This window comes from Vibrio sp. R10-SG3-ISO10, from assembly GCF_059834185.1.
Window position 1 is genome coordinate 105,199 of sequence record NZ_JCBDHG010000002.1, and the last position, 22,901, is coordinate 128,099.

19 protein-coding genes are annotated in these 22,901 nt (G+C 44.0%); 9 read left to right on the forward strand and 10 right to left on the reverse strand.

All coding sequences use genetic code 11. The features are described 5' to 3' along the window. Positions 1–12: 12 nt before the first annotated feature. The 3 genes from pntA to AC6R16_RS01290 all read right to left on the reverse strand — a co-directional run bounded on the left by pntA (position 13) and on the right by AC6R16_RS01290 (position 2,523). A complete protein-coding gene (pntA, locus tag AC6R16_RS01280; protein ID WP_500673297.1) occupies positions 13–1,563 on the reverse strand; it encodes a Re/Si-specific NAD(P)(+) transhydrogenase subunit alpha in 1,551 nt (516 codons plus the stop codon). A gap of 298 nt (positions 1,564–1,861) precedes the next feature. Next, the gene (locus AC6R16_RS01285; protein ID WP_500641099.1) at positions 1,862–2,140 is read right to left on the reverse strand and encodes an HlyU family transcriptional regulator; all 279 of its coding nucleotides are present in this window, start codon (positions 2,138–2,140) and stop codon (positions 1,862–1,864) included. A 20-nt stretch (positions 2,141–2,160) separates the two neighbouring features. Next, positions 2,161–2,523 (reverse strand): late competence development ComFB family protein, encoded by a 363-nt coding sequence (locus AC6R16_RS01290; protein WP_500673298.1) that lies wholly within the window; start codon positions 2,521–2,523, stop codon positions 2,161–2,163. A 219-nt stretch (positions 2,524–2,742) separates the two neighbouring features. Here AC6R16_RS01290 and AC6R16_RS01295 point away from each other — a divergent pair, with 219 nt between their 5' ends. Further along, positions 2,743–3,978 (forward strand): GGDEF domain-containing protein, encoded by a 1,236-nt coding sequence (locus AC6R16_RS01295; protein WP_500673299.1) that lies wholly within the window; start codon positions 2,743–2,745, stop codon positions 3,976–3,978. Here AC6R16_RS01295 and AC6R16_RS01300 read toward each other — a convergent pair. Further along, positions 3,975–4,910, reverse strand: coding sequence for a GGDEF domain-containing response regulator (locus AC6R16_RS01300; RefSeq protein ID WP_500673586.1), 936 nt, complete (start codon positions 4,908–4,910; stop codon positions 3,975–3,977). The two genes, AC6R16_RS01295 and AC6R16_RS01300, sit on opposite strands and share 4 nt — an antisense overlap. Before the next feature lie 224 nt (positions 4,911–5,134). Between AC6R16_RS01300 and AC6R16_RS01305 the strand changes: the two genes are divergently transcribed. Further along, positions 5,135–5,572, forward strand: coding sequence for a DUF3069 domain-containing protein (locus AC6R16_RS01305; RefSeq protein ID WP_500641102.1), 438 nt, complete (start codon positions 5,135–5,137; stop codon positions 5,570–5,572). Positions 5,573–5,613: 41 nt separating this feature from the next. Here AC6R16_RS01305 and modC read toward each other — a convergent pair whose 3' ends face one another. Genes modC through AC6R16_RS01325 form a run of 4 tightly spaced genes read right to left on the reverse strand, consistent with a single transcriptional unit; the run spans position 5,614 to position 9,642 of the window. Next, on the reverse strand, positions 5,614–6,720 hold the full coding sequence (gene modC / locus AC6R16_RS01310; RefSeq protein WP_500673300.1) for a molybdenum ABC transporter ATP-binding protein ModC: 1,107 nt from the start codon (positions 6,718–6,720) through the stop codon (positions 5,614–5,616). Next, positions 6,717–7,415 carry a molybdate ABC transporter permease subunit gene (modB, locus tag AC6R16_RS01315; RefSeq protein WP_500641104.1) on the reverse strand — a complete coding sequence of 233 codons (699 nt, stop codon included), beginning with the start codon at positions 7,413–7,415 and terminating at the stop codon, positions 6,717–6,719. Before modB ends, modC begins: the two co-directional genes overlap by 4 nt. A gap of 2 nt (positions 7,416–7,417) precedes the next feature. Beyond that, positions 7,418–8,173, reverse strand: a complete 756-nt coding sequence (modA, locus tag AC6R16_RS01320) for a molybdate ABC transporter substrate-binding protein (protein WP_500673301.1) — start codon at positions 8,171–8,173, stop codon at positions 7,418–7,420. An 11-nt stretch (positions 8,174–8,184) separates the two neighbouring features. Next, positions 8,185–9,642 (reverse strand): cobyric acid synthase, encoded by a 1,458-nt coding sequence (locus AC6R16_RS01325; protein WP_500673302.1) that lies wholly within the window; start codon positions 9,640–9,642, stop codon positions 8,185–8,187. 174 nt (positions 9,643–9,816) lie between these two features. On the opposite strand from AC6R16_RS01325, the gene AC6R16_RS01330 reads away from it, so the two are divergent. Then, positions 9,817–10,191 (forward strand): YgiW/YdeI family stress tolerance OB fold protein, encoded by a 375-nt coding sequence (locus AC6R16_RS01330; RefSeq protein WP_500673587.1) that lies wholly within the window; start codon positions 9,817–9,819, stop codon positions 10,189–10,191. 97 nt (positions 10,192–10,288) lie between these two features. Beyond that, positions 10,289–10,807, forward strand: a complete 519-nt coding sequence (locus AC6R16_RS01335) for a hypothetical protein (RefSeq protein ID WP_500673303.1) — start codon at positions 10,289–10,291, stop codon at positions 10,805–10,807. A gap of 45 nt (positions 10,808–10,852) precedes the next feature. Here AC6R16_RS01335 and cra read toward each other — a convergent pair whose 3' ends face one another. Beyond that, positions 10,853–11,830: a catabolite repressor/activator gene (cra, locus tag AC6R16_RS01340; protein ID WP_500673304.1), complete on the reverse strand. Its 978-nt coding sequence runs from the start codon at positions 11,828–11,830 to the stop codon at positions 10,853–10,855. A gap of 304 nt (positions 11,831–12,134) precedes the next feature. On the opposite strand from cra, the gene fruB reads away from it, so the two are divergent. From fruB to glgC, 5 genes are all read left to right on the forward strand, one after another. Further along, on the forward strand, positions 12,135–13,268 hold the full coding sequence (gene fruB / locus AC6R16_RS01345) for a fused PTS fructose transporter subunit IIA/HPr protein (RefSeq protein WP_500673305.1): 1,134 nt from the start codon (positions 12,135–12,137) through the stop codon (positions 13,266–13,268). An 11-nt stretch (positions 13,269–13,279) separates the two neighbouring features. After that, complete coding sequence (gene pfkB, locus AC6R16_RS01350) at positions 13,280–14,254, forward strand: 1-phosphofructokinase (RefSeq protein ID WP_500673306.1); 975 nt, start codon at positions 13,280–13,282, stop codon at positions 14,252–14,254. 19 nt (positions 14,255–14,273) lie between these two features. Beyond that, a complete protein-coding gene (gene fruA / locus AC6R16_RS01355) occupies positions 14,274–16,010 on the forward strand; it encodes a PTS fructose transporter subunit IIBC (protein ID WP_500641112.1) in 1,737 nt (578 codons plus the stop codon). 236 nt (positions 16,011–16,246) lie between these two features. Then, on the forward strand, positions 16,247–18,148 hold the full coding sequence (locus AC6R16_RS01360) for a sensor domain-containing diguanylate cyclase (RefSeq protein ID WP_500673307.1): 1,902 nt from the start codon (positions 16,247–16,249) through the stop codon (positions 18,146–18,148). Between the two features lie 152 nt (positions 18,149–18,300). Then, positions 18,301–19,515 carry a glucose-1-phosphate adenylyltransferase gene (gene glgC / locus AC6R16_RS01365; RefSeq protein WP_500673308.1) on the forward strand — a complete coding sequence of 405 codons (1,215 nt, stop codon included), beginning with the start codon at positions 18,301–18,303 and terminating at the stop codon, positions 19,513–19,515. Positions 19,516–19,582: 67 nt separating this feature from the next. On the opposite strand, the gene AC6R16_RS01370 is transcribed toward glgC, so the two are convergent. After that, positions 19,583–22,723, reverse strand: coding sequence for a chitinase C-terminal domain-containing protein (locus AC6R16_RS01370; protein ID WP_500673309.1), 3,141 nt, complete (start codon positions 22,721–22,723; stop codon positions 19,583–19,585). Positions 22,724–22,901: the final 178 nt, after the last annotated feature.

Here is a 22,901-nt window from a genome sequence, read left to right on the forward strand (position 1 = left end):
CCCTGTTACTCCTTAATCTTTACGGAACATTTCAAGCATGCGCTTGGTGACGGTGAATCCACCGAAGATGTTGATACTGGCGATCAATACAGCAATAAACGACAAGAATGAAACAACCCCATTTCCCTGACCGATTTGCAGTAGCGCGCCCACCACGATAATGCCTGAAATAGCATTAGTTACTGACATAAGTGGTGTGTGTAGAGCGTGCGTTACATTCCAAACAACGTAGTAACCGACAACACAGGCGAGAACAAATACCGTAAAGTGAGATAAGAATGCCGCTGGTGCCACTGAAGCAATCCATGCAAACGCACCCAAGCCTACAGCTAGACCGGCTATTTTCTTCACTGGAGAAGTGGGCTCTTCTTTTTTAGCCTCTGGCTTTGCAGCAGGTTGAGCTGGTTTTTGCTCTGGTTGAGCAGACACCTGAATTGGCGGTGCTGGCCAAGTAACCTCACCTTCTTTGACAACAGTAACACCGCGTAGAACCACATCTTCAAAATTGATGTTGATGTTGCCATCTTTCTCTTTTGCAAGAAGCTTGAGAAGGTTAACGATGTTAGTTGCGTATAACTGAGAAGACTGAGTCGGCAGACGACCAACCATATCGGTATAGCCAACGATCTTTACACCATTCTCTGTCGTGATGACTTTATCCGCTACCGTGTATTCACAGTTACCGCCATTGGCCGCAGCCAAATCGACGATCACACTACCCGCTTTCATGCTATCAACCATTTCCTTGGTTATTAGCTTTGGAGCTGGCCGACCTGGTATAAGCGCCGTTGTTACGATGATATCAACATCTTTGGCTTGCTCAGCGTAAAGCTCAGCTGCTTTTTTATTGAACTCGTCGGACATCTCCTTCGCGTAGCCGTCACCCGAGCCTGAATCTTCTTTAAAGTCGACTTCTAAGAACTCTGCGCCCATTGACTGGACTTGCTCTTTTACTTCAGGGCGAACATCAAACGCACGTACAATCGCACCTAGACTACCGGCAGCACCAATTGCAGCAAGACCGGCTACACCAGCGCCTGCGACAAGCACTTTGGCTGGTGGAACTTTACCCGCAGCGGTAATTTGCCCAGTAAAGAATCGACCAAACTCATGAGCCGCTTCAACGACGGCACGATAACCGGCGATGTTTGCCATTGAAGAAAGTGCATCTAAAGCCTGTGCTCGTGAAATACGCGGCACGGCATCCATTGCCATTACGTTAATGTTTTTGCTAGAAAGCTTTTCCATTAACTCTGGATTTTGCGCTGGCCAGATAAAACTGATCAAGCTTGCACCATCTTTCAATAATGCTATCTCGTCCGTTTCCTCCGAAAACAGAGGAGCATTGACCTTGAGGATAAGATCTGAGTTCCAAACTTCTTCAGTGGAAACGATCTTAGCTCCCGCAGCTTCAAAAGCAGAGTTTTCAAAACTCGCTAATTCGCCGGCTCCGCTTTCAACACTGACTTCGAAGCCTAATTTTAATAACTGCTCAACCGATTTTGGCGATGCAGCCACTCGCGTTTCTCCGGCGAGTATTTCTTTTGGCACACCAATTTGCATTAGCTATTCCTTGACTATTCGCAACAATGATTGTTCTGTTTTTATCCAACGTTTTTAGATACTTCAAGCATTTTGTAACAAAAATACAAAATATCATTACTTATAACCGATGGTAATGAATCATTTTGCTTATCAATTTGTTACCTAACCACATTATATTAAAGTGAGAAGAGGTCAAACCAGTAAGCGAAAAATCTCATTAAAACAAATGACTATGTGACATCCACATACAAAAAGAGCCATCAGAATAACGACTAATGGCTCTTAAATTTATGATGTTTGTCAATTTGGAGAGGATCTACTGAAAAATGTTGTCGCCCATTTGGTCTACAAACATTTGCGCTTTCTTAAGCATAAATTCATTTGCGTCGGTTTCGCTCGGCAGTACGTCAGAACGAATAAAACGGTGTGTTTTCAGTTCTTCGCCAAACTGCTTAGTAATTCTACCCGCAATTCGATACTGCCCACCTTCTGGTAAAGCCTCTTGATAGATAAGAAAGCCTTTGTATTCTACTGGCTCAACTTCAACTTTAGGTTGTTCTTTTTGACCACCAAACAAGCGAGAAAAAAGTCCCACAGAGTACTCCTTGGTAATGATTATTTTTTGTTAAGCAGAGGTTTTTCGAACCACTCTAGCTCAATGTCATCGTCAAACATCTGCTTGCTAAACACGACAAGAACTTCATCTTTCCTGTTTTTTCTACGGTCGTCAACAATCATACAGCTTGCAGCTTCGATTGCCGTTGCTGCGTATTCTTTAAGAGTAACAAGCCTCTCTTCCGGTAAAGCGGATAGAAAGTCTATATCATAGCGAATATACACAGGTCGTAACTGAGACAAAGCTAAACATGCAAGATCGGCAAGCTGCTCATGGTCAAATTTATCAACATACTCGGGCTTCGCAAGTTCTTGACCGACTAATGTCTCCATATAGTTATGTACGTCCACACTTATCTGCATATTACTCAACTCCTTGTAAGGACCATTGTTTGTCCTAGTATGTTTCAATTCGTCACCGCTTTCTACGGATCTGCGTATTTCAACGCCAATTTGTGACTACTATATAAACGTGCCCCTAATTTTCATCTATAAGTTTAGTAAAAAGCTTGGAAATTCATCAAATAAAAGTATTCTTAACAAGTTACCAATCAATAATAAGATCCAATTAGGCTAGGTTGAATGTCGTTTTCTGTAGTCACTACAAACTGGTTCCGTCTTTCGCTACCTTTGATGTTGCTGACGTTTATTGCATTTGGAATGAACAATGTAATCAACCTCACCTATTCGAATCTAGGAATAGTGACAAAGCTACCATTTGTACTCTTCGCTATAACTATAGTGCTAGCTAACGCATTTAAACAAAGTCGAATAGCGATGGTGGCCTCAGCGCTTGCTGTTTCTTATTGGGTCATACAGGAAAGGCTGCAATCTCCTTTATCATCAGGTACAACTATCCTAGAGCTATCTTTGCTCGCAGCATTGCTCCCTATCGCTTTGATTTTTGTCTATAGCTACAAAGATTCCTCTCTGTTCACTCGTACATTTGGGCTATATCTGTTTAAGATCGCCATGCTGTTGCTTTGGTCGTATTTGATATTGACCTATTTCTACGAAGGCGGATTTGAAAACATCAACGAAACGTTTTTGTTTGTATTACCACAGGTGTCAAAGCTTCCCTTTATTCTGGTTGTTTTTCTCACCGCCATGGTGCTTATTTTTGCTATATGTGTCTTGAACAGAAATAGCATAATTGATGTCGTGCTCTACTCCGCAACGCTGTTATCTGCCACAACGTTTGTATTTTTTGATGTCACCTACATCTCTAGCACCCTATTTTCCTTAGCGGGAGTACTTCTGCTGGTCTACCTGCTTTCTGCAAGCTATGAACTTGCATTTATGGATACGCTCACCGAGATCCCCGGGAGGCTAGCTCTTGAGTCAGACTTAAAACACCTCGGGCGAAAATACACCATTGCGATGCTAGATATCGATCACTTCAAATCATTCAACGATACTTATGGGCATGATACCGGCGATGATGTATTAAAGCTTGTCGCAACCAAACTTGAGCATGTTGGAGGTAGAGCGAAAGTCTACCGATATGGTGGTGAAGAGTTTACCGTGCTTTTCAAAGGGAAATTAGCTGACGATACACGTGACCATTTAGAACTGCTAAGAGCGTCGATTGAAAACTACAACATGGTATTGCGAAATCAAGATGCGCGCCCAAAAGACGATAAAGTAGGCTCTAAAAGCCGCGGGGCAAAGAAGAAGCAAGAATATGTTAACGTCACAATAAGTATTGGTGTCGCCGACAGCACAGAATCTAATAAGGTGTCCGAAGTAATGAAGGCTGCCGACAACGCGTTATACAAAGCGAAAAAAGCAGGCAGAAACCAAGTCTGTATTAATTAATCGTCACTCACTACGTACTGGTTTCTTCCGTTTACCTTAGCCTGATACAAACGCTTATCTACGAGTTCATAGAGTTGCTCTATAGTTTCGCGTCCATTTGGGATAAGTTGATATACACCTTGTGACACCGTCACGATTGGCGCAACATCGCTATATTCATGCTTCAAGTTTGCAGCCTCTATAGATGATTTAATTCGCTCGGCGTTTTTCGTCGCTTTTTCATCATCGGTATAGCCGAGTAACACAACAAACTCCTCACCGCCATAACGACCTACGACTTCTCCGCTTCTCGTAAACAACTTGGATAATGTAGAAGCGATTTCTATTAAACAGCGATCACCTTCAATGTGACCATAATTGTCGTTGTATAGTTTGAATCGATCGACATCAAGTAAAATGATACTTAGAGGAAGCTGGTGACGGCCATGCAATGAAATCATCTCTGTGAGTTTCTCGTCGACATAACGTCTGTTTTTTACTTTAGTTAAACCATCTTCTTGTGCTAATTGTGCTAGCTCTTCATTTGCTTTCGCCAGTGCGGCAGACTTTTGTTTAAGCTCTCGACGCATAAAAGCGATACGTTGCATCGCTATTAACTTGGAGTTGAGCACGATCTTGTCAACGGGCTTTATTAGATAGTCGTCACCACCCGCTTCGATGGCACTTGCAATCATCGTCGGTTCATCGTGACTACTTAAAAATATAATAGGTACCCAATCAGGGAAGCATTCTCTGATTTTAGCCGAGACTTCAAATCCATCCATTTCAGGCATTGAAATATCAAGTAGAACAAGATCGGGTTCAAACTTAGGATACATCTCCAGAGCCTCTTGACCCGAACTGGCCATTTCAACTGTATGTCCTAATTGTTTTAACCTGATCGCCAGCTGTATACGCTCCATTTGAACGTCATCAACCAGCAAGATGTTCATCGACGAACCCGTTATTTCCACTATTAATTACCCTTTAATTCGTTTTGGTCTTAGCCTATATGAATCATTTTCCCTTACCGCTTCATACGAACAAAATCGCTAAGAAATCACATGCTTAACAAAAGCATACTCCACCTTGGTTTAATCATCCATTTAAGGTTGACATTTATCCCTAATTTTTTACGATAGCGCCGATACACACACATTTTAAGAGAATATTATCCATGTCTGACGTTGATCAAACAGAACAGCCTAAAGTAGATCTTGCAGAAGTGTCTGCTGAGTTGCGCCAAGTGATTGAATTTGATGAAGTTCCAGAAGCAATGCACTTAATGGTAACGTCAATCCATGAAGTTTCTGAGGAAGCGGTTCGTGAATCGTGGAATGAACTGCCAAGCAGCGCACAAAATGTACTAGATAATTTTGAACAATTTCATGCCTTAGTATCTGTGAGCCAAGCCTTTGCTGGACTCAATGTAATGGAAGAGTTTCCAACGCTAAACCTTCCAAAAGATATGACAGATGAGCAAAAAGAAGAGTACCGTGCAGAATTACTAGACCAAGTCCTACACAACTGTGTTAAAGACATGGTTAAGCAAATCAAAAAAGCACGTCGTGACCCTATTCTAAAACGTGATTTTACTGACGTGTTCGCGAAGTAATTAATTGCTAAAAACTTAAACGCCGCTTTCCGCGGCGTTTTTTAATTGGATACTACGACATCTCGTTGAGTAACACTCACACCTTTAATTTGAACGTAAACCAGAGCCCCTTCTTCGAGCTCTAATTCATCTCTTGCCCAAGCAGTAATTGTTGCCACCAAGAAACACCCTTGTGACAGTTCAACTTGAACCGATACACTGATTCTATCTTGGCTGCTAGCGTGCGTTTCTACTCTCGACACTCTACCTTGCAGTACATTTCGAATAGACGTCCGCTGAGGCTCATCAAGCATTATCGATACATCGTTGGCTCTGACTTGTAGCCTAACTGGCGAACCTAGCTCACCGTCAATCTTTTGTACCCACAGGGCAACGTCGGGAGCCAGTTCAACCTTAGACAACGCATACTGATTGTTGTGTTCTACGACCCTGGCTTCAAACAATGAGCTTTGTTCAGAGAAAGATTGCCAAGGTTTCATGGCTCGTGATGACCAAACTTCTTCAATTGGGCCAGACACCGCAACTTTACCTTCATCAATCACAACTAAGTGACTTGCAAGACGTAATACTTCATTCAAACTGTGAGAAACATAAATTATTGGTATCTCTATGTTCTGCGAGAGTTGTTCTAAGAATGGCATCACTTCTCGCTTACGCGGTAAATCGAGTGAGGCAAGAGGCTCATCCATCAATAGAATATTTGGCTTAGACAGCAGCGCCCTACCTATCGCCACACGTTGTTTTTCTCCACCTGAAAGTTGGTTCGGATAGCGCCCTAGTAAAGGTTTTAACGCTAACAACTGAACAACTTGCTCAAAGTGGGATTCATCTGGGATGGAAACCCCATAATTGAGGTTTCGTTCTACCTTAAAATGGGGAAACAAACGTGCATCTTGAAACACATAGCCAACATTGCGTAAATGCACAGGAACATCAATTTCAAGTTCTGAGTTAAAGAGCGTCTTGTTGCCGATAGCAATCAAGCCATTGTCAGGTTTTTTTAAACCTGCAATGGCGTTAATCAGCGAAGTTTTACCTGCCCCAGAGCGACCAAAGACGGCGGTAATGCCTTTTTCTGGTAGTGTCAGGTCTATGTCGAACTTAACGTCGCCAAGCCGCTGTTGATAACGTGCTGTTATTCCCTTCATTGGCTTGCTCCCAATCGGCGCGCACTCACCCTAGCTAACCACTCAGAAATAAGCATCGACGCAAGCGCGATCGCTATCGAGATTAAACATAATCTCATAGCTTCTGCTTCAGAGCCTGGAGTTTCGATAAAGGTGTACATTGCGAGTGGAAGGGTTTGAGTTTCACCCGGGATATTTGAGACGAAGCTGATTGTCGCCCCAAACTCTCCCAAGCTTCGCGCAAAAGAAAGCATGGTACCGGTGATGATCCCAGGGATCGTGAGCGGCAAGGTTATAGTGAAAAAGATCTTAATTGGAGAGGCGCCTAATGTTGCTGCCGCTTGCTCTAATCGACCATCAACGTTTTCTAAGCTGAGTCTTATAGAGCGCACCATAAGTGGAAGCGCGACAACGATACAGGCCAGCACTGCTCCTTTCCAACTGAAAGAAAAGACTAAACCAAAATGCTCATCTAGCCAGTTGCCAAGAACGCCTTGCCTACCCATTGAAATAAGCAGCAAATAACCAATCACTACTGGTGGCAAAACCAAAGGGAGATGAATCAATGAATCCAACAAGCTTTTTCCAAAAAACTGTTTTCTCGCTAACAGCCATGCAAGACCAACCCCTAACGGAATCAACCAAACAATCGCAAAGAATGCAACTTTTAGACTTAATAGTAATGCTTGATACTCGTAATCGGTTAGCAAACTCACCTCTATTCCACTACCTCAGTAAAACCATACTGTTTAAACACACTTTGAGCTTGTTGACTATGTATAAACTTAACAAAGCGTTGAGCCTCTAACTTTTCATTGAGCGGTGCCATCGGATAAACAATGTGAGTGTGTGAATTATTGGGTAAAGACGCCACAACATCGACCTTGTCACTTAACAACGCATCTGTTTTGTAGACGATACCAAGAGCGGATTCGCCTCTTTCCACTAACGTTAAAGCGATACGTACATTGTTTGTCGGAGCGAGATGCGTTTTTACTTCACCCCAAACCCCTAAGTTAATTAGCGCTTCTTTGGCATAGATACCAGCAGGTACTGCATTAGTTTGTCCAATCGCGAGGCGAAATCCCTCTAATGCTGACATCCATGACTCTCCCGAATTTACATCCAACTGAAGAAGACTACCTTTTGGAGCAATGGCGACTAAGCTATTCGCCGTGACGTTAGTGACAGCGTCACTTAAAACAACACTCTGCTCAACAAGGTAATTCATCCACTTTTGATTCGCAGATATATAGATATCAGCAGGAGCTCCTTGGGCCAATTGACGCGCCAACGATGCACTTCCACCATATACGGTTGTCACCGAAACATCATTTGATTCTTCATACTGCTCGACCAGATCATTGACGACGTTGGTCATTGATGAAGCGGCGTAAATACGCAACGACTCAGAGTGAGCACTAAAGCTAGCACATGCAATAAAGGCTAAAAGAGATTGTTTTAAACTGGTCATAGTCACGTTGGTTATAATTCAGGCCAGAGTTTTTTCAGATCAAGATGCTGTTCTATCGCATCAGCAATTCTATCAATGGCCTTTTGTTGATTTAGTTGATGATCTATTTTCGCTACGTTTTCAACTCCAGCCCACTTACAAATGGCTGATACCGCGTCAGCATTATCAAAGATACCATGGAGGTAAGTACCAAGCACTTGATTGCAATCACTAATCGTGCCATCAAACTGCTTATTTTCCAGTTCAATGAGGTGATTCGAAGACACATCACTAACACCAGCGTGAATTTCATATCCACTGACAGCAATCTTATTTCCTTCTAGTGTCATTATACCGCTCACATTGGTTAGCGTTTTACTTTCCTTAAGTTCAGTCTCGACGCATAAATGCCCCAACCCCTGACTTGATCCCGGGGCACTTTCAATACCCATTGGGTCATGAATCATCGAACCAAGCATCTGGTACCCTCCACAAATGCCCATGACTTTACCACCTAACCTAAGGTGTCTATTGATATCTTTATCCCATCCTTGACTACGAAGATAATCAAGATCATTTCTGACTGATTTTGAACCAGGCAGTATGATTAAGTCGGCATCAGATAAGCGTTCTCCTTTACCTACGTACCTAAGGTTAATATCTGGGTTAAGTCTCAGCGTATCAAAATCTGTATGATTACTAATGCGTGGAAATACAAGAACGACAACATTTAGCTTGCTGTTTTCGCTGCTCACTTGTTGAGTATTGATCGCATCCTCGGCCTCTAAGTCAAAGCCATGTAAGTAAGGTAAGACCCCAATCACGGGTTTACCTGTTTTCTCTTCTAACCAATCAAGTCCTGGTTCTAATAGGGATATGTCGCCTCGAAAGCGGTTAATGACAAAGCCTTTTACTCTCGCCTGTTCACTATCAGACAGCAATGCTAACGTACCGTAAAGATGGGCAAATACACCACCACGATCGATATCTGCCACAATGATTACGGGAACATCTGCCTCTTCTGCAAACCCCATATTTGCGATGTCATTGGCTCTTAGATTGATTTCTGCTGGACTTCCCGCACCTTCAATCAAAACCGACTCATATTGAGACTGAAGGTGAGAAAAAGATTCCATTACTACTGGCAGAGCGACCTTTTTGTAACTTTGGTAACCAATAGCGTCGACCGTCGTAGTGGCCTTACCCTGAAAAATGACCTGAGCACCCATATCCGAATTTGGTTTAAGCAACACCGGATTCATATGGACGCTAGATTCAATGTTACAGGCAAGAGCTTGAACAGCTTGCGCTCGGCCTATCTCTCCTCCGTCTGGGGTAACGGCACTATTGAGCGCCATATTTTGAGGCTTAAACGGGGCGACATTAATCTTTCTTCGCGCTAAGACGCGGCACAAACCTGCCACTAGAACACTTTTACCAGCGTCTGAAGTCGTGCCTTGAACCATTAGTGCTTTCAATGTGGATTGCATGAACTATTGATACTTATTCGATTTATTGGAGTAACGCTAATAATAACGGTATTCGGCCAATTTCCTCAACAATATGAATGGAATATGAATCTGACACTCAGCATGGATTCAAATTGGGTTTGTTTTAATAGCACCATCAAACAAACACTGCCTTACATTAAAAAGGAAAACATGATGAAAAAAGTAATTCTTGCTACTGCTGCGACACTAATCCTTGCTCCAACCTTCGCCCTAGCAAAAGATGGTCACCATGAAAAAGGGACTGGTATTCAATATAGCGGCCCTGTAGAGCTTACTACTGTCGATACCCTACTAACTGACACGAGTATGTTCACAGAAAAGAACGTTGTCGTTGAGGGGAATCTTTTACGACAAGTTAAAGGCGATACTTTCATATTCTCTGACGGTAAGGGAGAGATTCAAGTAGAGCTGGACGACGACATTCATATGACACAGTCAATTGATCATACGACAAAAGTTCGTCTTTTTGGTGAGTACGAAGGTGGAAACACACCAGAAATTGAAGTAGATCGTATTCAGATTCTATAAATCCACTGAATTAGTTCTCTGATTAGGCTATGATTTGGCTTGCTTATTGCAAGCCATTCTTTTTAGTCAATTTATTGTTGTTAGTCGGAGACTACTTTTGAAAAAAATCATTTTGGCCAGTGCCCTAGCGATTGCTGGCATCAGCGCAAGCGCCCAAGCGAACAATTTTAACTATAACTTTTTCGAAGTTCGAACAGCTATTGGCCCTGAAATGACAGGTGCCGAGTTTAGTACATTCTTTACTGAAAACTCGCACTTTATTCTCCGCGCAGACACTCAGTTTGACAAAGACTACGACCTTGCTGGCGGTATCGGATTTAACGGCCCTATCAGTCAGTTCGCCGACGTTTACGGACAGTTACTTATCCACCAAGTTAAATACACAGAAGAAGCCGGCGGTGAAAGTGATACCCAAGCAGAGATCAACGTAGGTGTACGCCTGTGGCTAACAGATCAAATCGAAGCTACGGGACGCCTCGGTCGTAATGATGATGCGTCTGTATTCCATGCTGGTGTGCGTTTCCACTCAACGCAACAACTTTCTCTTTCAGCAGAAACTCGCAACAACGGTCTTTATGGCCCGCAAGTGACTATGTCGGTTCGATTCCAATACTAATCAACCAAACAAAAAACTAAGCCCTGTTATTTACGGGGCTTAATTTTATCTAACAACGATTTTTCTCGGTACTAACTCAACGCCAGCTTGATATCGTTTGGCTGCAGCATTAAGCGCCAGCTCCATCGCACTATCAGCAATGAGTTCAAACTGCTGTGGTAACGAGTTGATTTTCATAGGTAGGAAATCCAATAGACGATTATCACCAAATGTCGCTATCTTAACCTTATTTGCCAAATCTGGATTTTCCAACAGTACATCCAACACCCCTTCTAATAAGGTATAAGAGGTAGTGACGATAGCGTCCGGCACCTTATCTGCTTTGCACCAAGCGTTAAGTACTTGTTGTCCATCTTTGCGATTGAAGTGTTCTCCATAGCCGACAACGGGTTTTACCTTATGCTGCTTTGCCGCTGATATGAACCCAAGCTCGCGCTCACGAGAAATATTTAGCTCAGGTAATGCCCCAATAAGACCAACACTTGTTACATTGTCACTAATTACCGACTGGGTTAGTTCAAAAGCGCCGCCAAAATCTTCACTGATGACACAAGAAAAGTGCTCGTCATCAAGGGGACGGTCAAGTGCAATGACTGGTGTCCCTTTCGCTTTAAGCTCCAGATAAAATTCACTTGCATTGGGTATTACACTAGCCACAAAAAGTGCATCAACTTTACGGCTAACCAGTGCTTGAACAACGTTTTTTTCTGTTTTTGGTTCATCGTCAGAGCAGGCTATTAAAATCTGATAGCCTGCCGAACGTGAATTCTGTTCAAGCAGTTTGGCTAACCTCGCGTAACTGGTGTTTTCTAGATCTGGAATAATGAGTCCAAATGAGCGGCTCTGCCCAGCTCTTAAGGTGCTTGCAGCGAGATCAGGTCGGTAATTGTGTTCATTCACCACGTCCATCACTTTTCGCTGAGTTTTCTCGCTAATTCGATATTTTTGAGCTTTACCATTGATCACATAACTCGCGGTTGTCTTCGAAACCCCGGCAAGTTTTGCTATCTCATCTAGTGTCATATCCACAACCTTTGTTCTGTGCGCCGGATCATAATACTTTATAAATGATCTTACGATGAGTTGAATTATATGCTGAAACGATTCAGTATTAAAGCTGAAAGGATTCAGCAAGGTCTATAAAGTGAGTAAAGTCACTAATTTTTGGGTGTTTGTTCTAAGTAGCAGCCTTTTATCAATAAGTTAGACCCGTTGACGCTGAACCAATATTTTTTATCTTTTTGCTGAATCGATTCAGTTAAGCAAAAAGCCATTGAAAATGAAGACTCGATTAAAAGTTTAAATCCCTTAAGGCTGGAGAAGCACCATGCTTAAGTTAGTGAAAAGTGACATCACCCTTTCCCAAAATGCGACCGATAAGTTTGAAGCGATAAAAAGCATTGCGCAGGCTCTAACGGAGAAAGGCCTTGTTGAACAAGGTTATGTTGAAGGCATGCTAAACCGAGAGAAGCAAAACTCGACTTTCTTGGGGAACGGTATTGCGATCCCACATGGTACGACCGACACACGATCTATGGTCAAAACGACTGGCGTTTCTATTCATCATTTCCCTAACGGTGTTGAGTGGGGAGATGACAACAAGGTGTTTGTCGCAATTGGTATCGCGGCTAAATCCGATGAGCACTTAGGCATCCTTAAACAACTAACAAAAGTTTTGGCTGCTGATGGCGTTGAAGAACGTTTACGTAATGCTAAAACTGAACTGGACATCATCGCCCTACTCAATGGCGATGTTCAATTAGAAGCAGACTTCGATGCGGCACATGTTCAGTTAAAGTTTCCAGCAAGTGACATGGTACAAATGAGCGCGGTTGCGGCAGGCCTTCTTAAAAATACAGGTTGTGCAGGCGCAGAATTCGTTGCCGATCTCGTAACGAAAACACCTACACACCTTGGTCAAGGTCTCTGGCTTGTAGGTAGTGATAAGCAAGTAACACGTACTGGCGTTTCTTTTGTTTCCACCGCCAATGATTGTGAGTTTGAAGGCAAAACAGTTCGTGCTCTCGTCGCTTTCGCTGCTTGTAACAACGCTCATCAGCCTATTCTCAAGACGATTGCAACGCTTGTGTTTAACAACGAGCACAACAAGTTACTGGATGCAACCGAAGAGCAGATAATAGCGCTTTTGAAAGGCGAAGAAGTCACTAATGAACGCGATGAAGCGGGTAATACTGCCACGTTCAAGATCAAAAACGCGCACGGATTACATGCTCGCCCGGGTGCAATGCTGGTTGCGGAAGCGAAAAAATTCGAATCAAACATTCGCGTTGTTAACCTTAATGGTGACAGCAAAGCCGTTAATGCAAAGAGCCTCATGAAGGTTATCGCGCTAGGTGTCAAACACGGCCATCAACTTCATTTTTCTGCCGAAGGTCCAGATGCTGAGCTAGCACTTGAATCTATTGGTAAAGCGATTGCTTCTGGCCTAGGTGAAGGTTAAGGAACATGACCATGTCTGCATTTAAAACGAATAAAGTCGTTACCATCACGCTAAACCCAGCTCTTGACCTAACAGGCTCATTGGACTCGCTCTTAGTAGGCTCAGTAAGCCTAGTTGGAAAGAGTAACCTACATGCCGCGGGCAAAGGCGTGAACGTCGCCAAAGTACTGAGTAATCTTGGCGCAGACGTCACCGTAACCGGCTTTCTTGGTAAAGATAACCCGGAGCTTTTCCATCAGCTATTTGACGATATCCAAGTCAACAATGAGTTTGTAGAGGTGCAAGGCGCAACTCGTATTAACGTCAAGCTCGTCGAAGCCAATGGTCAAGTCAGCGATATTAACTTCCCCGGTGTTCAAGTCACCAAAGAAGAATTAGAGCGATTTGAACAAACCCTATTTCGCCTAGCAGAAACTCACGACTACTTCGTACTTGCAGGCAGCCTTCCGGGTGGTGTCAGCGCAGAGCAATGCGCAGCTTGGATTGAAAAGCTCCATCAACTCGGCAAAAAGGTGTTGTTTGATAGCAGCAAAACCGCATTGCGTGCAGGCATTGAGGCTCAACCTTGGCTGATCAAACCCAATGATGAAGAGCTCAGTGATCTAATTGGTGATCATCTTTCAACACCAGAACAATGCCAATCAGCGGCACAAACGCTAAGCGACAAGGGCATTGCCAATATTGTCGTTTCAATGGGTTCTGACGGCGTGATGTGGCTTAACCAAGGTCAATGGTTACATGCCAAGCCACCACGTATGAATGTTGTCAGCACAGTTGGCGCCGGCGATACGCTTGTCGCTGGATTGTGCTGGGGTCACATGCAACTCATGCCCAAACAAGATTTATTACGCTTCGCCACCGCTCTCTCTGCCCAAGCAGTAAGCCAGGTTGGCGTTGGAATTACCAGTCAGGAAGAACTGGATAACATCAAGCTCCAAACACAAGTAAGCGAGCTCTACCCTAATACGAACTTAGACAACAACTAAGGAACAGAAGGTTATCAGTATGAATATTGCCATTATTACAGCTTGTCCGAGTGGTGTTGCAAACAGCATCATTGCGGCAGGTCTACTAGAACAAGCCGCCGCTAAACTAGGATGGAATGCGAAAATTGAGTGCCAATCCAGCGTGATTGAATCAACACTGCTTGTTGATTCGGACATTCAACAAGCAGACGTCGTTATCATTGCGGCTAATACTCCGGTTGATACTTCTCGTTTTGTAGGTAAGAAAGTTTACCAAGCTGATATCAGCACAGTAGCAAAGGATGCATCGACGTTCTTACAAACTGCCGTTGAAAATGCAGCCATTCTAGAGCAAGCAACCACAGTCGCAGCCCCAGCAGAAAATACATCAGCAACTAAGAAGATTGTTGCTATTACAGCATGCCCAACAGGTGTAGCACATACGTTCATGGCAGCGGAAGCACTTGAAGAAGAAGGTAAACGCCGCGGCCACCAAATCAAAGTGGAAACACGTGGCTCAGTAGGCGCGAAAAACCAGCTGACCGACCAAGAAATCGCTGATGCCGACCTAGTCATCATCGCAGCTGATATCGAGGTACCACTTGACCGATTCAACGGCAAGATGATGTATCGCACCAAAACCGGACCAGCTCTTAAGAAAACTGCTGAAGAAATGGACAAAGCGTTTGAGCAAGCAAACGTATACCAACACTCAGGTTCTTCAAATAGCGCTTCCGCAACAGAAGAGAAGAAAGGCGCATACAAACATCTGATGACAGGTGTATCTCACATGCTTCCTGTGGTCGTTGCTGGTGGTTTGATCATCGCCCTATCCTTCGTTTTTGGTATCGAGGCATTTAAAGAAGAAGGCACACTTGCTGCTGCATTGATGACCATTGGTGGCGGCTCGGCATTTGCTTTGATGATTCCTGTTCTTGCAGGTTACATCGCATTTTCCATTGCTGACCGTCCGGGCCTAGCTCCGGGTCTTGTTGGCGGTATGCTGGCAAGCTCAACTGGTGCAGGCTTCCTTGGTGGTATCGCTGCAGGTTTCATCGCAGGTTATGCAGCCAAACTACTAGCCGACAAAGTATCACTTCCACAATCGATGGAAGCTCTTAAACCAATCCTGATCATCCCATTCGTGGCTACCCTGTTCACAGGCCTTGTGATGATTTACATCGTAGGCGGCCCAGTATCTGGCATCATGAATGGCTTGACAGACTTCCTAAATAACATGGGCTCTGACAGTGCTGTGCTACTGGGTATTATCCTAGGTGCGATGATGTGTTTCGACTTAGGTGGGCCGGTAAACAAAGCGGCATACGCATTTGGGGTTGGCCTGCTTGCTTCACAAACATACGCGCCAATGGCCGCTATCATGGCAGCGGGTATGACACCAGCTCTAGGTATGGGGCTAGCGACATTTATTGCTAAGAACAAGTTCGAGCAAAGCGAACGTGAAGCAGGTAAAGCGTCATTCGTGCTTGGTCTGTGCTTTATTTCTGAAGGTGCCATTCCATTCGCTGCGAAAGACCCAATGCGTGTTATCCCAGCATGTATGGCTGGCGGCGCGCTAACAGGTGCTCTGTCTATGCTCTTCGGTGCTAAGTTAATGGCTCCACATGGCGGACTGTTCGTACTATTAATCCCTAACGCAATCACTCCAGTGCTAATGTACTTGGTTGCTATTGCGGCAGGTACAGCGGTAACAGGTTTCACTTACGCATTCCTAAAAAACAAAGCAGAAGCAAAGCAAGAAACTGCAACTGCTTAAACGTTTCTTGCCACTCCCCCGATAGATGGCAAAAGCACCTCTCCTTAGAGGTGCTTTTTTTTATTTGAAACGACCCTTTATCGTCGACATGATTCACTGGTTAGGTGTACCAATGCCTATTTATTCTTATTAGCACATACATTCATAATTAATATTCAACCACGCTCACAGTAAGTGTAATGATATCGTAGTATGATTTACCCCTTACTGACTAACTTAATAATTAGAATAGTTAAATGCGCAAACGTGGTTCCAAAATCTTCTTTCAATTTATCGCTGTTTTCTTTGCGCTGTCGTTTGTCCCTTTCCTCTATTTTTATACTCAGCTTTCACAAGTAGACCAGCAAACCAAGCAATATGTCGAACAACTCAATCGCAATAAGCTTGAGTACTCAAAAGTAGAGCTACAAACTTCGTTGCAAAAGATATCGTCATCACTTCGCTATCTATCAAATAATGGCGTATTAAACCAAGCTATCTTGAACCCATCCCGCCAAAATCTTGATGCTTTAGAAGAATTTTGGCTACTCATTGCTCGAACACAGGGTTATTACTCTCAATTACGCTTTATTGACAAAGATGGTATGGAGATTGTTCGCATAAACAGCGGCGAGCGATTTATTGAGATTGTTGAACCAGAACGTTTACAATATAAAGGCGACCGTGACTACTTTGCTTTTGCCAAAACCTTAGGTGATCACGATACGGGTAGTTTTGGCATTGACCTAGAAGTCGAAAATAACAAACTAGTTAAGCCTTATCAGCCGGCTTACCGCGTAATATACCCCATAACACTTAATGGTGAACGCAAAGGTTACTTTGTCGCAAACCTTGATCTAAATCGTTTGTACTATGGCTTGGCGTACAAGCGTAATCAGTTAAATCTACCCATTGTCGCGACGGGCGACGGGTTTTATTTAATGTCGACGAATGGTGAAAAGATTTTAGGTAATTTGGTAGATGAACACCGAGAGTCCAACCTTTCTCGGCAGTTCCCTCAGCTATGGCGATCACTACAGTTTAGTAAGTTTGGCACTGTTAAAGAGCGTGATTACTGGATTTCTTATACATCTACCGATCTTAATGAAGTCGAACACGTTGACCAACTGATCTTTTTTATCAAAACCTCCTTTGATGAAGCTCATGCGTTCACTGACGATGCGCGACATGATCTCTATATCCAAGCAGCATTCATTCTTATCATTTTATTCTTGCTCACATTCACCTTTGTGACATGGAATCATAACCATGAAAAAAACAGCTTAGATAGTAAGATAGCGCGCGCAGCGATGAACGGGATGTCAGCAGTCGTTATTACTGATCGAAACAACAGAATCATCCAAGTGAACAGCGAGTTCACAAGGATTAGTGGCTATACGTTAGAAGACGTAAAAGGCCGCCCACCTTCGTTGTTTGCTTCAGGAAAGCATCTGCAAGAGTTTTACATGAATATGTGGAAGATTCTTGAAGAAAAAGGCTTATGGGAAGGCGAAGTCGTCAATAAGCGTCGAGATGGTTCATTAATTACCGAAATTCTGCGCATACAGACGGTCAAAGACCGTTTTGGCGTCATTCAGTTCTATGTCGCGTCATTTGTCGATATATCACATAGAAAAGAGCTAGAAGACCGCCTAAGAGAACTTAGTGAAAAAGACCCGATGACTTCGCTTTGGAATCGTCGAAAGTTCGATAGCGAGATGCAAAATCAAGCAATGCGTACAAAACGTTACTCTGATCATGAGTCCGCCACATTAGCATTAATTGATATTGACCATTTCAAACGCGTTAATGATAAATATGGACATGATCGCGGTGATGAGGTGATTAAAGATGTAGCGGGTAGCCTAACCCACCACTTGCGTGAAACCGACGTTATCGCTCGAATTGGGGGCGAAGAATTCGCTATCATCATGCCACATACCGATCTACGCGAAGCCGAAATGGTGCTCAACCGAGTAAGAACAGCAATCAATCTAGAAAGCGAGCTAAACATTACAGTAAGTGCTGGTGCAACCGAAATCTCTGCCAAACCTGAAGAGACCTATAAACGTGCAGACATTGCACTTTATGAGTCAAAATCACTTGGTCGCAATCAAGTGTCAGTCCTTTCGGTAAGCGAAACTCACTCGATTGCTTAATTTTGGTGCAATATTCAATTTATATGCACCAAGTTCACACATTTTTCGTGCAGACGTTTGCAACAAGCCTTATTAGTACGCTGTTTGCTAGTTGGCGCAGATCTTGAACTAACCTTCATATGTCGTTTGTTGCGCTATATGGAGATAGAAACATGCAAGATACCCTTACCGTTATCTTAGCTGGGGGAATGGGCTCTCGTTTGAGCCCTCTCACGGATGACCGCGCTAAACCAGCCGTACCTTTCGGAGGCAAGTATCGAATTATTGACTTTACCTTAACCAATTGCCTTCATTCAGGGCTTCGTAAAATCTTAGTGCTAACGCAGTATAAATCGCACTCGTTGCAAAAACATCTGCGTGATGGGTGGTCATTGTTTAACCCAGAGCTAGGCGAATTTGTCTCTGTCGTCCCACCTCAGATGCGCGGCAAAGGTAAATGGTATGAAGGTACAGCGGACGCTATCTACCACAACCTGTGGCTGTTAGAGCGAAGCGACGCGAAACACGTTATCGTTTTATCAGGTGACCACATTTATCGCATGGACTATGCAGAAATGCTGAAAGACCATATCGAAAATGGCGCGAAACTCACCATAGCCTCTATGGATGTCGCGCGAAAAGATGCGTCTGCATTCGGCGTCCTGTCTGTCAATGATCAAGGATTAGTCGAAACCTTCTCAGAGAAACCAGCAGACCCGCAATGTATGCCTAACAAACCAGATCGTAGTTTAGCGTCTATGGGCATTTACATATTCGAAATGGAAACACTTCAGCGTGTACTTCGTGACGATGCCGATAATGAATGCTCATCGCACGATTTCGGTAACGACATTATCCCTCAATTAATCGATGAGCAATGTGTTTATGCTTACAACTTTTGCTCCGATCGCGGCCGCGTTGCTCGCGATTGCTATTGGCGTGATGTAGGGACAATAGATTCTTTTTATCAGGCAAACATGGATTTACTTGAGCCGATTCCACCCATGAACCTGTACCAACCAAACTGGGGCGTTCGTACTTATGAGCCACAACTGCCACCCGCAAGAACGGTTTCATCAGCAACTGGCAATGAAGGGATATTTATCAACTCAATCATCGCGAATGGCGTGATTAATTCCGGCGGCTCCGTACAACACTCCATCATTTCCTCTAATGTACGTATCAATGACAGCGCGACCATAGTAGACAGCATTTTATTTGATGATGTTGAAGTCGGTGAAGGATGTAAGCTTGTCAACTGCATCATTGATAAACACGTAACAATCCCCGCGAACACTTCAATCGGATTAAATGCCATGGAAGATGCAAAAAGATTCCACATTTCCGAGAATGGTGTTGTCGTTGTGCCCGAAAGCTACAAATTTTAATTTATGTCAGTTCATCAGCAACAAAAGGCCTTGGCGCGTAGCCAAGGCCTTCTACTAAAAAGCTCACTTACTGAGGGCAAGCTACCTCATCCCAAAACCAATTAGACTGAGTTGGCGATTCCCATGTACCGGGATTATTCTTCGCAACGAAACATTTTCCATTGTAAGAATAGGTGTCACCATTGACTGCTTGGGTCACTCCTGGCTCCCAAGCTGTTACAGTGCCGGTGTTACCTCCATTATTCCCACCGTTATCGCCGCCGTTGTTTCCTCCGTTTGACAAATCAGCGAGTGGCAAGTCTGGTTGCTCAAATTTAAATGCGTAATCAACTCCATTCAGATTTACAGTGTAATTTGCAGGTCCAGAGATCGGTAAGTAGTAAACCATGTCTAGCTCATAAGTCCCACCAGCAGGCAGTTCTTTCCAGCTAGGCAAGCTAAACGCAGCTCGATGCATCGGGCCATCAAGACCACCAATGTTATTTGCTCTGGTATGACCAGACGCGATGACTTTCAAGCCGCCACCAGATTGATCTTTGGCATTATCTGGCGCCGATACTGGGATATCGAATTGGAACTCAGTACCACCGGGAATCGTATGTCCAGTATTGTTAGTGAAGGTTACTTTAGGATTGATCGGGTAGTTTTGATCACCGACTTTAAACCCACCTACTGTCACTGTGATATCAACAGTTTCGGAAGGAGTTACTCCAGATGAAACCTTATTTCCATATGGTGTCGCAGACTTAAATTTATCGTAGATAGCTTTAGTCATAGTGTTACCCATATGATATTCACCAGCACCATTGCTACACGCCTGCTCAGTCAAATCGACAGAGGTACGTTGGCCATTCTCAAGCACATAACAGTTGTAGTCCCCTGCTAGCTCCCAGAACATAATCCCACCGATCTCTTTATTGATGACGTAATCTGCCTTCACAGAGACCGATGCCTCATCTTCAGTGGAAAGGAAAACATTCTTCTGTGCATTCCATAACCACGGTGCTACGGCAACGCTGTCATAATGCCTTGTATAGGTGCCAACTAGTTGGTCGCTCGGATCATTAACGGGATCTAATCCATAAGCAGCGCTGTATGTACCCCATATGCCCTTCTCTAGGTTTTTGGCATGCCACATAGGACCTGAGCCCGCCCCCATTTCGTTGCCTTGAGGATCTTTATCGTGCCACATGTTATCGATGCCCATTGCACCGTTACCACAGTTGTTCTTCTCACCTTCCCCTGTTCCTTCAGGGCATTGTGCTTGGTTCGGTAAAGCTGCGCGCCCCCAAAGGCCATTTGTACCACCCGCGACATCTTGCCAACCACGTGTGTAGTAAGGTACACCAATATTGATTCGACCTGCTGGCATCGAACCACGGAAATAGTGGTAAGCCCAGTCAGTGTTTAGATAGCCAATGCCCCCATAGGCGGCTGTGTTATAAACATTCCATTGAGCTAACTCTGAGTCTTCTCCGGTATCGTAAAGAGCGGCATTGTGTCCTACATGATCATTCCATGCTCCATGAAGGTCGTAGGACATGATATTGACATAATCGAGGTATTTAGTGACATCAAAAGTTTCCATACCACGTAACAGATAACCCGACGAAGGCGCCGCTATAGTGAGCATGTAGTGAACACCGTCTTGCGCTGAAGCCGCATCAAGTTTTTCACGTAGAACTTTCATTAACTCTTGGTAAGAAGCCCACAAGTAAGGGCGACGTGGTTCCATAAATGCTTTGTCATAAGGATTACCTGCGCCAGCCATTGACGTAGGATATTCGTAATCAATATCCAGACCATCAAACTTATAGTTGCGCATCATTTCAACCGCTGAAGCAGCGAATTTTTCAATTCCTGCGTGGTTTATTGATCCATCGGCGTTCGTCGTCATAGTGTAGAAACCACCATCGGCTACACGATTACCGTTCTCATCAAAATGACCACCGGTTTCAGCCCAACCGCCTATCGAAATTAATGTCTTAACACCATAGCGCTGTTTGTAAGTTGCTAGTGCACCAAAGTGGCCTTTAAAGCCTAGTGCCGGGTCTATATCCACCCCTGGCCACTCTTTGTTGGTCGCAGCATTGTTTGGATCGTTGACGTCACCTAGATTCACTTTTCCATCCGATCCAATACCAACAAAGGCGTAATTAATATGGGTCAGTTGCTCCCAAGGAATATCTTTAACGAGGTATGACGCTTGTGGATCGTCACCTGCACGCCAACTGGTGAAGTATCCGATCACTCTACGTGGATGATCAGCGCCCATCTGTTCACGACCTTCCGCATCATAGACTGTACAGTAAGGAACATTAATCCCCTCAGTCTGGTACAAACCGTCTGGACGACAATTAGCAACCGGCGGTACACCGTTAACAACGAGAGTCACAGACGTCGAATTGGTACTTGCCCCAAGATTGTCTGTTGCAACCGCATACACCGCCAAATCTCCAGCTTGTACCGTTGTGTAATTCAAAGTGTAAGGCGCAGTAGCGGCAGTACCCACCAAACTACCACCAACATAAAAGTCGACTTTATCAACTGACCCATCCGCATCTGAGGCTTTCGCCGTAAGTGTTACTGCGCTTCCTACATCTATCGAGTTGGTAGATAGCGCGACATCGACTGTTGGTGCAATGTTGTCAGGATTTGAAGAGGCGACACTTATTGTCACGCTACTGACTGTACTCTGAGCCCCCGCATCATCATAAGAAACCGCACTGATTTGATGACTGCCAACGGTAGCAATCCAAGCCACACTATAAGGAGCTTGTGTCGCTTGACCAACCACAACGCCATCTACAGAGAACTCCACCTTGGCAACCGTTCCATCTACATCTAACGCGCTTGCAGAAATAGTGACGGCGTCACCTTGGGTGATGGCATCAGAAGCAAGAGGAGACGTAACTGATACCGTTGGCGGCTCATTTTCTCCTGCTACGTCACATGTCCCCAGATGTTTCCAATGCCCCCACTCCCCTGATGTTTGGGCGGGATCATTCCCTTGTGTCCAATAGTTTGCTTTATAGCCAGAGCCTAAATGCTGTACTTGTTCTCCACCGTTATAGATGGTCGATGAGTCCCAGTTTGCAAAAGTGGTACAATCTACCGCGGCGTAACTGTTAAATGCGATTAAACATGACGCGCTGAGAGTACTTAGGGTAAAGACTCTTCTAGCCGTTTCTGACGTTGGTTTGTGCATTTCATTTATCCTTAAGTTATTGTTTACACGTGATTAAACTTCAACTTTATCAATGTTGAATACTTATATTTCTGCGTAAAATAACCGTAGATAAGATTGGAAAAATAACACGAAGTATTTCGTTATACTCCAAAATGACTCGCAATTAATCGCATCATGAATGCAACAAACCAACACT